The organism is Paenibacillus soyae (assembly GCF_024623455.1).
Taxonomy (GTDB): Bacteria; Bacillota; Bacilli; order Paenibacillales; family Paenibacillaceae; genus Pristimantibacillus; species Pristimantibacillus soyae.
Window position 1 is genome coordinate 276,127 of the sequence record NZ_JANIPJ010000001.1, and the last position, 13,523, is coordinate 289,649.

A 13,523-nucleotide genomic window follows, 5' to 3' on the forward strand; every position below is an offset into this window, starting at 1 on the left:
TAGCTACTATCATGTTGAGGGGGAAAGACAAATGAAGTGGAGAAATCCAAAAACATTGGCCACTTTGTTGCTCGCAACGACTCTGCTGATCGGCGGATGCTCCGGCAACAACAACAAGCCAGAAAACACGGGCAACACAGGCAATACTGGCACTAACAGCGGCAATGAAGAAGCGGCAGATACAAGCCCGGTAACATTCACGTTCTTCGGCGCCGATGCAAGCCCGAACTGGAACAACATGCAGGATGACGTAGGCAAATACATCACTGAAAAAACAGGCGTAACGATCGAAGCCGAATATGACGTAGGCGCAGGCGGCGGCGAGAATAAGCTGGCTCTTATGGCCGCGAGCGGCGACGTGCCTGACTTCATCTTCGCCAAAGGCAGCTTGAGCAGCCTCGTAGACGCAGGTCTGATCATCGACCTTGCTCCGCTTATCGAAGAGCATGCTCCGAACATCAAGAAAATTTTTAGCGAAAACATGAACCGACTGAAATACAGCAATGAAGACCAAGCCATCTACCAAATCGTGACGAACGGCGGCGTGGATCAACAATACTTCGACGCTGGCGGCGGCTTCGAAATTCAACAGCGCGTTCTGAAAGAGCTGGGCTATCCGGAAGTTCGCACCGTTGAAGATTTCGAAAACGTATTGCGTGAATACGTGAAGCTTCACCCGGAAACAGACGGTCAGCCGACGATTCCTTTGACGCTTAACGCGGACGACTGGAGAATCATGATCAGCGTAACGAACCCTGCGTTCCTCGCGACCGGCGCTCCTGATGACGGCGAATACTACGTGAACCCTGAAACTTACGAAGCAATGCTCCACTACAAACGTCCGGAAGAGAAAGAATACTTCCGTTGGCTGAACAAAATGTACAACGAAGGTCTGCTTGACAAAGACACGTTCGTGCAAAAAGACGACCAGTACAAAGCGAAAATCGCGAGCGGCCGCGTTCTCGGTCTGATCGACCAAGAGTGGGGCTACCAAGACGCGGAGAACGCTCTGAAAACGGCTGGCAAAGACGAGTACACGTACGCTCACTTCCCAGTTACTTTGACAGAGGAATATCAAGACAAATCGTTCCAGCCTGCTGGCGTTGACGGCTACGGCATCGCGATCACGACAGAAGCAAAGGATCCGGTTCGCCTGATCAAGTTCCTGGATTGGCTCGCATCCGATGAAGGCCAAGTGCTCCGCAACTGGGGTATCGAAGGCAAGCATTACACGGTTGACGCTAACGGCCAGCGTGTAATCCCTGCTGAAATTCAAGACCGCAAAGTGAACGACGCATCGAACTTCCAGAAAGAAACAGGCATCGGCCAATACCGCATATTCAGCGCCCATTACGGCGATGGCGTCAAAGATTCGACGGGCAACTACTACACGACGAACTTCCCTGAGCAGATCGTTGCCGGTTATACAGAAGCAGAGAAAGAGACGCTTGCCGCTTACAACGCGACAACTTGGAAGGACCTGTTCCCATCCGAAGCGGATCTGCCTGCAAAAGATTGGGGCGCGCTGTACAACATGCCGGTTCCAACAGACGGCGACTACCAAGTTACGTTCCAAAAAACGCAAGATATCATCCGCAAGAGAATTCCTGAAGCCGTTCTGACGAAGCCTGAAAACTTCGACAAAGTATACGACGACTTCCTGGCCGAGCTGGACAAAGCCGGCGCGAAAGAAATGGAAGCGGAATATACGGAGCTTGTTAAAGCACGCGTAGCGCTCTTCACAGGAAAAGAAGTTAAATAATAGGCTCATAAAGGAAAGGCCCGACTACATGTTCGGGCCTTCTTCTTGAGTTTCGGGAGGTAGAGTGCGAATATGAACGCGGATCGGAAGGAAAACTGGAGGCTGTGGTACAAGCAGCCTGCGGGCCGTTGGGAGGAAGCTTTGCCAGTAGGCAGCGGCCGAATCGGCGGCATGGTGTACGGCGGCGAACGCGAGGAGCGGATCGCGCTGAACGAGGACACGCTATGGTCGGGCTACCCGAGAGATACGCAAAATTATAATGCCCTTCGTTTCCTGAAGCGTTCGCGCGAATTGATCTTCGCCGGCAACTATTCGGAAGCGGAACGGATGATTAACGCAGGCATGCTGAGCCGGAATACGGAGTCTTATCAACCGCTTGGCGACTTGAAAGTAGAGGAGCTCGGCGCGGAGGGAACATCGAATTATAGGAGAGCGCTGGATCTGAACACCGGAATAGCCTCCGTTACATATCAAAGAGGGAATGCAAGAATCAAGCGAGAGGTATTCGCGAGCGCGGTCGATCAAGTACTCGTTGTCCGCTATGAAGCGGAGCAAGGCTTACTTCCGGATTTGTCTGTCGCGATCGATTCGCCGCTTAAGCATGCGGTTGCGAGTGAGGGGGCCGCGAAGCTTGCCATGTACGGGAACGCGCCGGCCCATATCGCGGACAATTACCGCGGCGACCATCCGCAATCCATCTTGTACGAAGAAGGCCGCGGCTTGACGTTTGGCGTCGTGCTGAACGTCAAGAACGAAGGAGGAGCCGCCCGGAGCGAGTCGGGGCGGGTTCTCGTAACGGGGGCGACGGCCGTTACCGTACTGCTGGCAGCGGCCACTGATTTTGCCGGCTACGATCAAATGCCGAGCGGGGGGACCGATGCCGTTCGTTCGTCATGCGTGGAAGCGCTGCACGCAGCGTCGGCATCGTCATACGACGAGCTCCGCGACCGTCATGCCGCGGATCATGCCCGCTTGTTCGGTCGCGTCGATCTGGAGCTTGGAGCAACCGAAACGTCCTTGCTGCCCACGGACGAACGGCTTAAGGCTTATCAAACGGGAGAACCGGATCCGCAGCTGGAGGCCCTTTATTTCCAATATGGCCGATATCTGCTAATGGGAAGCTCTAGACCGGGGACGCAGCCCGCCCATCTGCAGGGCGTGTGGAATCCGCATATGGAGCCGCCATGGAACAGTAACTATACGACGAATATCAATACGGAAATGAACTATTGGCATGCGGAGGTGGCGAACCTCAGCGAGTGCCATGAGCCGTTATTCGGTCTTATCCGTGATTTAAGCGAGCATGGAGCGAGAACCGCCCGCATCCATTACGGGTGCGAAGGCTGGACCGCGCATCATAACATCGATCTATGGCGCATGTCCGGACCGAGCGCGGGGGATGCAAGCTGGGCTTTCTGGCCGATGGGCGGCGTATGGCTGAGCCGTCATCTGTGGGAGCATTACTTGTATACGGTTGACGAAGCTTTCTTGCGCGAAACGGCTTATCCGCTGCTGAAAGGCGCGGCCGTGTTCTGTCTCGACTTTCTTGTCGAGTCGCCGGATGGCAAGCTGATAACGGCGCCGTCGACTTCGCCCGAGAACAAGTTCCTGACGGACGAAGGCGAAGCGTGCAGCGTTTCCGCGGGATCTACGATGGACATGACGATGATCCGCGAGCTGTTCGGCCATTGCATCGAGGCAACCCGAGTGCTAGGTATCGATAAGGACTGGGCGGCAAAGGTGGCGGAGGCGAAGGAGCGTTTGGTTGATCCGGGGATCGGACCGGACGGCAGGCTTCGGGAATGGAGTGAGGACTTCGTGGAGGCCGAGCCCGGCCATCGCCATGTCTCGCACCTGTACGGCCTCTACCCGGGCAGCGCGATTACGCCGCAGGAAACGCCGGAGCTGGCCGAAGCGGCAAGGAAGTCCCTTGAAGCGCGCATTAAGCAGGGAGGGGGACATACGGGCTGGAGCTGCGCGTGGCTCATCAACTTGTACGCCCGTCTTGGCGACGGAGAGTCGGCGTATAAGTTCGTCCAGACGCTGCTGTCGCGTTCGACCTACCCGAACTTGTTCGACGATCATCCGCCGTTCCAGATCGACGGCAACTTCGGCGGCGCTTCCGGCATAGCGGAGATGCTCCTCCAGAGCCATCTCGGCGGGATCGATCTGCTGCCCGCGCTGCCTGGCGCTTGGGAGAATGGCAGCGTCAGCGGCCTTCGAGCGAGAGGCGGCTATACCGTCGGCCTAGCATGGAAGGGCGGCAGGCTGGTTGAGGCGCATATCGCCGCGACGCGTGGCGGCTGGTGCGTTGTTCGTAGTAGCAGCGGTTCAGGCATGCTTTCCGTTGAAGGCGTCGAGGCAGAGCCTGTAGAGGGCGGTGTTAGGTTCCGCGCTAAGGCGGGCGTTACGTATGTGGTTAGATCGAAATGAATCTGAAGCACCTTGTCGTCATTGCAATGACGACAAGGTGCTTTTTTGTCATGCAGCCTCCGCGAACCTCCACGCGAATATCTGTAAGGATTGTGCAAGCCGTACTTCCGGTTTGAAATAGTTGTGAACGGATGGTATGTAGTGTTGTTCACTATATCGAATGATTATGAGTGATTTTTCATAAAGATGTTATTCTATCTTGTATTGACCTGTTCTTTTTAAAGAACTAAAATATAGTTATTGTCCGTTATTTGAAACTCGAAGGAGTGTCGCGTGACGTAGGAGAAAAGGAAACGGATCTAATCTGGCGTAAGGAGAATAGTATGATAGGAGAACGGATTAAACAATTAAGGGAAGATAAAGGCTACTCCATTACGAAGCTGGCGGATCTCGCCGGCGTCTCGAAATCTTATCTCAGCTACATTGAACGAAACGTTCAGAATAACCCATCCCTGCAGGTACTGGCGAAGATCGCCTTCCACCTGGATACGAATATAGAGTTTTTGTTAGGAGAAGATCTCTCGCCGAAGGTGAGGGTGGATGAGGTGCTGGACGAAGAATGGCATTCGATCATCAGGAGCGCCGTGGACGAAGGCATGAGCAAAGGCGATTTCCGGGCGCTTAAGGAATTGGTGCGTTCTAATAAGTGGAGAGAGGAACGCGGCAGACAGAAGGATTACGTTCAATATGACAGCCATAAGAAATCGAATATTATTATTTTGCATATTGATAACTAGATGAAGGAATTACAACCGTTTACAAAAAAAGATCATGAAAGTGTATTGACACGTTCTATATAAAGAACTAAACTTGATTTATAGTGTTCTTTATAACAAACAAGTTAGCAGGTGTATGAATGGAAACCAGCAGAAAAGAAGCTTTTGCGTTGACCAAAAATAAAGAAATCGACCTCCGAAAATTGTTCTATATATTAAGGAGAAAGCTTTGGCTGATCGTCCTGATTACCGTCATCCTGACGGGACTCGGATTCATCTATAACTCGCAATCCGAGCCGAATATTTACGCGTCCTCATCTCGCGTCATTATCGCGGCAAGCAACGATATGATGCCGACGGTCAGGGCGCTAGTACGCGAACCGATCGTGCTGGATCAAGTTATTCAAGATTTGGGACTGAACAGCTCGCCAGGCCAGCTCCGCAGCCAAGTCCGGGTAGACAGCGTGGACGGATCGTTGATTACGGTAATTTCCGTGCTGGACACTAATCCGGAGCGGGCGGCGAATATCGCGAATGCGATCGTCGGCGTCTACAAGAGCGTGGCGGCCGATACGCTCGGCGTCAGCAGCATACGGCTTCTTACCGAAGCCGAGGCAGAACCGTCCCCGATTAACGTCAAGAGCAACACGATCGTTTATGTCGCATTCGTAGTCGGACTGATCTTGAGCATTAGCCTTGCGTTCCTGCTAGAATCGCTCGACGATTCGATCCGGACCGAACACGATGTCGAAGCACTGCTCGGCCTGAATATGCTGGGTCAAGTGTCGAAGATGAAGCGCCGCCACACATCGGTTCCCGCCAAGAAACTAAAACCTGGATTGATGAGGAGTGAGACGATTGGTTCGTGAGAAAGCGAAAGTCGCCAAAAAGACCGTAAGCCGCAGCTTGATCGCATACATAAATCCATCGAACAAAATCGCGGAGCAGTACCGGACGATTCGCAACAACATTCAATATGCTTCGGACGGAAAATCGATCCGTTCCCTAATCGTAACCTCTCCTACCGAGGGAGACGGCAAATCGACCGCAGCCGTTAACCTGGCGATCAGTATGGCGCAAAGGGGAGAACGGGTCCTGCTAGTCGACGCCAATTTCCGCCAGCCGATGCTCCACAAAGTGTTCAGTTCTCCGATCTCGCCTGGCTTGTCCAACGTGCTCACGCATCAGATGGAATTCTCGGACGCGGCGCAGTCAACCGAAGTCGAAGGTCTGGACTTGCTGACAAGCGGGATTACGCACGCGAATTCCGCCGACATGCTGGACTCCCATACGATGAAACAACTGCTGCTTCAATTAAGCTCGAAGTATGACCGCATCGTCTTCGATTGTCCTGCCGTTCTGTCGGCGCCGGACACGAACGCTCTCGTCAACAAATGCGACGGCGTCGTGCTGCTGCTCCGCTGCGGCAAAACGACGCACGGCAAGGCCCTGGAAGCGAAGCAAGCGTTATCCTTTGCAGGAGCAAACATTATAGGCGCGATTCTTAATCAAAAGAACGTTAGATGATGGTTCATCGGATAACGTCTTTTTTTCGGCCAAAATGTTCTTTATAAAGCACACGCAAAGCGTACCAGGAGAAAGGATGAGTTCGTCATGACTTACCGAAGCAGGCTTGCCTTACTCGCGATGCTCGATTCGGCTATCGTTTTATCGGCTATATCCGCAAGCAGCTGGCTGCTGGCGTCACCATCGGAGTGGAACGCGTCGTTCTATATGCTCGCGGCTGCGCTGCTGTTTTTTCATCATTGTTTCTTCTTCTATTTCAAGCTGTACAAGAAAGCGTGGGAGTATGCCAGTGTCGGCGAGCTGCTTATTATCGCCAAGGCGGTAGGGCTGTCGTTCCTGTTGACCGGACTAGCGCAAGGGCTGTCCGGGGGAAAGGTGGAGCTTAAGCTGCTCGCCGTCACGTGGATGCTCCATATTTTGTTGATAGGCGGGTCCCGGTTATGCTGGCGCGTCCTGCGGGGCAGGTTCAACAAGCAAAGCGGCAAGCGGAAGCGCACGCTTATTGTGGGAGCCGGATCTGCGGGCATTATGCTCGCTCGGCAGCTGATGAACAATTCGGAGACGGAGCTATACCCCGTGGCGTTCGTCGATGACGACGCGAACAAGCATATGCTCGATATTATGGGCATTCCGGTAGCGGGCGGCGTATCCAGCATCGTGTCCAAGGTACGCGAGCACGATATCGACAATATCGTCATTGCGATCCCGTCCCTCAGTAAAAAAGGCCTATATGCCATTTACACCGAGTGCGCGAAAACAAACGCAAAAACGCAGATCATCCCGAGGCTTGAAGATTTGGCGACGGGCCGGATCTCGGTTACCCAATTCCGCGACGTGCAGGTGGAGGATTTGCTGGGGCGCGAGCCCGTGGAGCTCGACATCGAGAGCATCTCGGAATATGTCACCCAGAAGGTCGTGCTCGTGACCGGGGCAGGAGGCTCGATCGGCTCGGAGGTATGCCGCCAAATTTCGCGTTTCCTTCCGGAGAAGCTGGTGCTGCTGGGCCATGGCGAGAACAGCATCTACGCGATCGAGATGGAGCTGAAGGAGACGTTCAAAGACACTAACATTAAGTTCTACACCGAAATCGCGGATCTTCAGGATGCTGACAAAATGAACGCGGTTATGATGTTTCATCGTCCGCACGTGGTGTACCACGCGGCGGCGCATAAGCATGTGCCGCTCATGGAGCGCAACCCGGAGGAAGCGTTCAAAAACAACGTGCTTGGCACGCTGAATGCGGCCAGAGCGGCTAGCAAGAGCCGCGTCGAAACGTTCGTTATGATCTCGACGGACAAAGCGGTCAATCCGACCAGCGTCATGGGCGCGACGAAGCGGGTCGCCGAGATGATTATCCAGCATATGGACCGGGTCAGCAGCAACACGAAGTTCGTGGCCGTTCGATTCGGGAACGTGCTTGGAAGCAGAGGGAGCGTCATTCCGCTGTTCAAGAAGCAGATCGCGAAGGGCGGTCCCGTAACGGTGACCCACCCCGACATGGTTCGCTACTTTATGACGATTCCCGAAGCATCCCGCCTAGTCATCCAGGCAGGGGCTTTGGCCCGAGGCGGGGAAATCTTCGTGCTCGACATGGGAGAACCCGTCAACATCACGGAGCTGGCGCAGAACGTCATCCGGATGTCGGGTTTTGCCGTCGACGAGATCGGCATCGAATATACGGGCATCCGGCCGGGAGAAAAGCTGTTCGAGGAAATGCTCAAGGCCGACGAAGTGATGGAGAAGCAGGTGTATCCGAAGATCTACATCGGGAAAGCCTCGGCAATCTTCTACGAAGAGATCGAGGCGCTTATCGCGGACTTCCCCGGGATGAATCAAGCGGAGCTGAAGGTCAGGCTGCTGGATCTGGGCAACCACATCGTCCCTAGCGCAAGGTCGGAGCTCGCATCGGTAACCGGTTAAAGAAGAGGAGCGGATGAGAGATGAAGGTTAGAAAAGCGATTATTCCCGCGGCGGGTCTCGGCACAAGGTTCCTGCCCGCGACGAAGGCGATGCCGAAGGAAATGCTGCCAATCGTCGACAAGCCGACGATTCAATATATCGTGGAAGAAGCGATCGAGTCCGGTATTGAGGACATCATTATCGTAACAGGCAAGGGGAAACGCTCGATCGAAGATCACTTCGACAATTCGATGGAGCTGGAGCAAATCCTTGCTTCGAAAAGCAAGTTCGAGCTGCTGCAGGAGGTGCGGAAGTCGTCGGATATGGTCGACATCCACTACATCCGGCAGAAGGAGCCGCGCGGCCTAGGCCATGCGATCTGGTGCGCAAGGAAGTTCATCGGCGACGAGCCGTTCGCCGTCCTGCTGGGCGATGACATCATCGCGGCCGAGAAGCCCTGCTTGAGGCAAATGATTGAAAAGTATGAGCAGTACGGATCGTCCATAATCGGCGTTCAGCGCGTGGCGGAGGAGGCGGTGCCGCGATACGGCATCGTCGACGGAATGGTCATGGAGCCGTCATTCCATCGGATCCATACGCTCGTCGAGAAGCCGGCTAGGGAAGAGGCGCCGTCCAATATGGCCATTATGGGACGTTACATTCTGACGCCGGAGATCTTCGACATTCTCGGGAATCAAGAGCCGGGCTCCGGCGGGGAGATCCAGCTGACGGACGCGATAGCCGCGCTCAACCGTTCGCGCGCCGTATTCGCGTACGAGTTCGAAGGGAAAAGATATGACGTCGGCGAGAAGATGGGCTTCATCCAGACGACGATCGAATTCGCGCTTCAGCGCGACGATCTGCGCTACGAGCTCCTAGACTATTTGAATAAAATTCTGCAAAGGGATACCGTCGGCCATGAAGCGTAAAATTTTATTTTGCGCGACGGTCGACTATCACTTCAAGGCGTTCCATCTGCCCGTCATGGAATGGTTCCGGAAGCAGGGGTGGGAAGTGCACGTTGCGGCCCAAGGCGAGCTCGAGCTGCCGAACGTCGACCGCAAATTCAACCTCCCGATTCAGCGTTCGCCGCTGAAGAAGGAAAACGTAAAGGCTTATCGGATGCTGAAGTCCATCATTGATACGGAGGATTACAGCATCATTCACTGCCACACGCCGATGGGCGGCGCACTCGCTCGTCTCGCGGCTCGTGGCGCGAGGCGGCAAGGCACGAAGGTGATCTATACCGCGCACGGCTTCCACTTCTACAAAGGCGCGCCGCTGCTCAACTGGATGCTCTATTACCCAGTCGAGAAGCTGCTGGCGGCTGTGACGGACAGTCTCATCACGATTAACGGCGAAGACTATCGCCGCGCAGTCGCAAGCGGCTTCCGCGCCGGATCGATCCACCATGTTCATGGTGTAGGCGTTCATACGGGGCTGTACGCGCCTATGTCCTCGGAGGAGAAACGGCTGGCGCGGAGTCCTTTTAACTACTCGCCGCAGCATTTTCTCATGATCTACGCGGCCGAGTTCAACGCGAACAAAAATCACGAGCTGCTCATTCGCGCCCTAGCGAAGCTGAAGGATAAAATGCCGGAAGCGAGGCTGCTCCTGGCAGGGCGCGGCCCCTTGCAGGATGAGTGCCGCGCGCTTGCGGCGCAGCTCGGAGTTGCTCCGCAGATCGATTTCCTCGGCTACAGGGACGATCTGAAGCAGCTGATCCCGATGTGCGATGTCGCCGTATCCGCCAGCCTGCGCGAAGGGCTGCCGCTGAACATTATGGAAGCGATGGCGAGCGGCCTCCCGGTCGTCGCCACGCGCAACCGCGGCCACGAGGAGCTCGTCGCGGAGGGCGCCACCGGCTTCATCGTCGAGCCGGGCGACGTCGATTCCTTCGCCAGCCGCCTGCTGCTGCTTCACCGCTTCCGCGAAACCCGCTCCCGCATGGGCGCCGCCGGCCACGAGCGCGTCAAGGGCTACTCGCTGGACCGCGTGCAGGAGGAGCTGAGGGAACTTTATAAGCCGATGATGGAGGATCGGATGGAAGGGACGGAGAGGTTGCAGTGGAACGCCCTATAAGAGTACTTCACGCCGTGGTCAACATGAATAGAGGCGGAGCGGAGACGCTTCTCATGAATCTCTATCGGCATATCGATCGAGAGAACATCCAATTTGATTTTCTAACCTGCAAAGAAGGGGTGTTTGATGATGAAATTCGCGAGCTCGGGGGCCGCATTCATCGAATTCCGTACATCGATCAGGCCGGTCACGCCGGCTACTTGCGAGGATTAACGGATTACTTTCGAAGGCATGCCGACTATCCAATCGTGCATTCGCATATGGACCGCATGAGCGGGCCATTGCTGCGAGCCGCCAGGAAAGCGGGAATTCCGATCCGAATTGCCCATAGTCACAATACGAGAAGCGAGGGCGGAATCGCCGCCAGGCTGTATAAATATTATGCTGGCCTCTTCATTGGCAGCAGCGCAACCCATCGCTTCGCTTGCTCGAACAAGGCTGCCGAATGGCTGTTTCCAGTGAAGAAAAAGGAAGCCGTCATACTGAAGAACGGAGTGGATCCGGAGCGATTTGCTTTTTCGGAATCCGTGCGAAGAGCGACCCGAGATCGTCTGGGAATCGCTGAGCATTCGTTTGCGATCGGCCATGTGGGCAGATTCAATCACCAGAAAAACCATGCGCTCTTGCTTGACGTTTTTTATTCGCTTCAATCGCGGAAACCGGACAGTGTGCTGCTCCTTGCCGGCGACGGACCTTTAAGACGGGAGATGGAACAAAAGGCCAATCAGTTGGGGATCGCGGCAAAGGTGAAGTTTCTGGGTGTTCGGTCCGACGTGGACGAATTGCTACAAGCATTCGACGCGTTTGTATTCCCGTCCCATCACGAAGGGCTTCCCGTCACGCTGATCGAAGCGCAGGCTGCCGGGCTATCCTGTCTCGTATCGGATACCGTTTCGGAGGAGGCCGATTTAGGAATCGGGCGAATGACGTTTATTTCGAATAAGTCGCCGAATGAATACGTCGATACCTTGCTCCAAGTTCACCCCGCGAACGGGCGTCAGCAGGCAAGTGAATCGCTTGCGGAACGAGGCTATGACATCAAAGCCACTGCCGAATGGCTGCAGCGCTATTATTATGAACAGCAAGAGGTGAAGCTTGAGCATGCTAACCGTGTTTACGCCAACGTACAATAGAGCCTATTGTCTGGGGCAGCTCTACGAGAGTTTAAAAAGACAAACGAATAAAGGCTTTAAATGGCTCATCGTCGATGATGGTTCTACCGATAATACGCGCGAGTTGGTAGAGAGATGGATATCGGAAGGCATAGTTTCAATTCGATACATCAAGCAGGAGAATCAAGGTATGCACGGCGCGCACAATACGGCGTATGAGCACATCGACACCGAGTTGAACGTGTGCATTGATTCCGACGACTATATGCCGGATAAGGCAGTCGAGACGATTATTGACTTCTGGAGCCGCAATCGAAGGGAAGACGTCAGCGGCTTCGTCGCCTTAGATGCATATAAGGACGGCCGGATCATCGGGACCAAGCTGCCCGAGAACCTTAAACAGTCTACCTTATTCGATCTTTATCAAACGCACGGTGTGACTGGAGATAAGAAGCTTGTGTACCGTTCCAGCTTGACCAGGGAGTTCCCATATCCCTTGTTTCAGGATGAGCGCTATGTAGGATTGGCTTACAAATATTATAAGCTGGATGAGCGGTACCCCTTGCTGTTGCTTAATGAAGTATTATGCGTCGTGGAGTATATGGAGGACGGTTCCTCGCGCAACATGCTCAAGCAATATGTCCGCAATCCGAAGGGATTTGCTTTTTATCGTGTGGCATTAATGGAGTCGCCTTTAGCAAGCTTAACCTTTAAATACAAGCAGGCTATTCATTATGTCTCAAGCTGTATGTTATCCAAAAATATCAAATGGCTTTCCGAGTCCCCCAGGAAATGGTTAACACTTGCAGCGGCTCCGCCCGGATTTCTGCTATATTGGTATATTCGAAGGAAAACAAAAGAGATTATCAACCCGAGAGGTAGAACAAATGACTATTCTGTGGGCTAGTCTTGCAGCCGTTACTTTTTTCGGTTTTATGGCAAGGTATTTCTCAGTGCCTGCTGTAATAGGACACCTTCCCATACAACCGAATAAATTTGCGGCGGGGCTTGCTGCCGTTACGCTCGTAATTGTAGCTGGTCTACGCAACAATATCGGCGATACCTTCCTGTATATGCATGGTTATCAGGTCGATCGGCTTACATGGGAAACTGTCTTTGAGCGTAAAGACGTGGCTTTTAACATTATGCAGTTGTTGCTCCAGCAAATTACAAGCGATCCTCAAATATTAATCGCCATTACAGCACTTGTTACGAATATTTTGATTGTAAGCGTCATGTACAGCTACTCGAGACTGTTCGAAATTAGTTTGTTTGTGTACATTACCTCGGGAGCATTTATCGTATCCATGAACGGTCTGAGGCAGTATTTAGCTGCAGCGATCATCTTCGCCGGTACGAAATTTCTTGTCGAAGGCCGCTGGAAGCCATATATGCTGTTAGTAATATTCGCATCCTTGTTTCATCAAAGTGCGTTGATTATGATTCCTATCTACTTCGTTGTACGCCGTCAGGCTTGGACACGAGTAACCATGATCTATCTGACTGTCGCTATTATTATTGTCCTGGGGTACAACTACTTCTCGGATATCCTTTTCGCTGCAATAGCCGATACCCAATACGGTCATTATCAGGAATTCCAGGAGGGCGGAGCAAATATCGTGCGGGTTCTGGTCGGTCTGGTGCCGCTTTTAATTGCCTTTATGGGGAGAGAGAGATTACGAGCGGTATTTCCGACAGGCGACGTCTTCGTTAATTTATCGATCGTATCTACTATTTTAATGATTATCGCTACCCAGAACTGGATTTTCGCGAGGCTTAGCATTTACTTTAACTTATATCAGCTCATCTTGATTGGCTGGTTAGTCAAGTTGTTCCGGGAGAAGGATCAGCGATTTGTTTATTTTATTATCGTCTGTTTGTTTTTTATCTATTTTTTCTATGAGAATGTCATTGTGTTGGATATTAACTACACAAGTGATTATCTTAAATGGCCATTCTAACAAAATGGAATGGAATAGTCTCCTATTCATG

General features: G+C 53.3%; 11 protein-coding genes. All 11 read left to right on the forward strand.

The features are described 5' to 3' along the window. Positions 1-31 precede the first annotated feature (31 nt). The 11 genes from NQZ67_RS01240 (at position 32) to NQZ67_RS01290 (ending at position 13,492) form a co-directional block, all read left to right on the forward strand. A complete protein-coding gene (locus NQZ67_RS01240; protein ID WP_257442027.1) occupies positions 32-1,762 on the forward strand; it encodes an ABC transporter substrate-binding protein in 1,731 nt (576 codons plus the stop codon). Between the two features lie 72 nt (positions 1,763-1,834). Next, on the forward strand, positions 1,835-4,195 hold the full coding sequence (locus tag NQZ67_RS01245) for a glycoside hydrolase family 95 protein (RefSeq protein WP_257442028.1): 2,361 nt from the start codon (positions 1,835-1,837) through the stop codon (positions 4,193-4,195). Between the two features lie 323 nt (positions 4,196-4,518). Further along, positions 4,519-4,932, forward strand: coding sequence for a helix-turn-helix domain-containing protein (locus tag NQZ67_RS01250; RefSeq protein WP_257442029.1), 414 nt, complete (start codon positions 4,519-4,521; stop codon positions 4,930-4,932). Between the two features lie 119 nt (positions 4,933-5,051). Next, positions 5,052-5,780, forward strand: a complete 729-nt coding sequence (locus NQZ67_RS01255; RefSeq protein ID WP_257442030.1) for a YveK family protein — start codon at positions 5,052-5,054, stop codon at positions 5,778-5,780. Continuing rightward, entirely contained in the window at positions 5,770-6,438 is a 669-nt protein-coding gene (locus NQZ67_RS01260) for a CpsD/CapB family tyrosine-protein kinase (protein ID WP_257442031.1), read from the forward strand. Before NQZ67_RS01255 ends, NQZ67_RS01260 begins: the two co-directional genes overlap by 11 nt. An 87-nt stretch (positions 6,439-6,525) precedes the next feature. Beyond that, on the forward strand, positions 6,526-8,358 hold the full coding sequence (locus NQZ67_RS01265; RefSeq protein WP_257442032.1) for a polysaccharide biosynthesis protein: 1,833 nt from the start codon (positions 6,526-6,528) through the stop codon (positions 8,356-8,358). Between the two features lie 20 nt (positions 8,359-8,378). Then, positions 8,379-9,266, forward strand: a complete 888-nt coding sequence (gene galU / locus NQZ67_RS01270) for a UTP--glucose-1-phosphate uridylyltransferase GalU (RefSeq protein WP_257442033.1) — start codon at positions 8,379-8,381, stop codon at positions 9,264-9,266. Continuing rightward, positions 9,256-10,419 carry a glycosyltransferase family 4 protein gene (locus NQZ67_RS01275; protein WP_257442034.1) on the forward strand — a complete coding sequence of 388 codons (1,164 nt, stop codon included), beginning with the start codon at positions 9,256-9,258 and terminating at the stop codon, positions 10,417-10,419. Before galU ends, NQZ67_RS01275 begins: the two co-directional genes overlap by 11 nt. Beyond that, complete coding sequence (locus tag NQZ67_RS01280; RefSeq protein ID WP_257442035.1) at positions 10,404-11,552, forward strand: glycosyltransferase family 1 protein; 1,149 nt, start codon at positions 10,404-10,406, stop codon at positions 11,550-11,552. The genes NQZ67_RS01275 and NQZ67_RS01280 overlap by 16 nt, the downstream gene beginning before the upstream one ends. Beyond that, positions 11,515-12,438: a glycosyltransferase family 2 protein gene (locus NQZ67_RS01285; protein WP_257442036.1), complete on the forward strand. Its 924-nt coding sequence runs from the start codon at positions 11,515-11,517 to the stop codon at positions 12,436-12,438. The genes NQZ67_RS01280 and NQZ67_RS01285 overlap by 38 nt, the downstream gene beginning before the upstream one ends. Then, positions 12,419-13,492: an EpsG family protein gene (locus NQZ67_RS01290; protein WP_257442037.1), complete on the forward strand. Its 1,074-nt coding sequence runs from the start codon at positions 12,419-12,421 to the stop codon at positions 13,490-13,492. Before NQZ67_RS01285 ends, NQZ67_RS01290 begins: the two co-directional genes overlap by 20 nt. Positions 13,493-13,523: the final 31 nt, after the last annotated feature.

Bases quoted from the DNA above. Each gene is read 5' to 3' on its own strand.
- NQZ67_RS01250 (WP_257442029.1), top strand. From the start codon at position 4,519: ATGATAGGAGAACGGATTAAACAATTAAGGGAAGATAAAGGCTACTCC.
- NQZ67_RS01290 (WP_257442037.1), top strand. From the start codon at position 12,419: ATGACTATTCTGTGGGCTAGTCTTGCAGCCGTTACTTTTTTCGGTTTT.
- NQZ67_RS01255 (WP_257442030.1), top strand. From the start codon at position 5,052: ATGGAAACCAGCAGAAAAGAAGCTTTTGCGTTGACCAAAAATAAAGAA.
- NQZ67_RS01240 (WP_257442027.1), top strand. From the start codon at position 32: ATGAAGTGGAGAAATCCAAAAACATTGGCCACTTTGTTGCTCGCAACG.
- galU (WP_257442033.1), top strand. From the start codon at position 8,379: ATGAAGGTTAGAAAAGCGATTATTCCCGCGGCGGGTCTCGGCACAAGG.
- NQZ67_RS01275 (WP_257442034.1), top strand. From the start codon at position 9,256: ATGAAGCGTAAAATTTTATTTTGCGCGACGGTCGACTATCACTTCAAG.
- NQZ67_RS01245 (WP_257442028.1), top strand. From the start codon at position 1,835: ATGAACGCGGATCGGAAGGAAAACTGGAGGCTGTGGTACAAGCAGCCT.
- NQZ67_RS01265 (WP_257442032.1), top strand. From the start codon at position 6,526: ATGACTTACCGAAGCAGGCTTGCCTTACTCGCGATGCTCGATTCGGCT.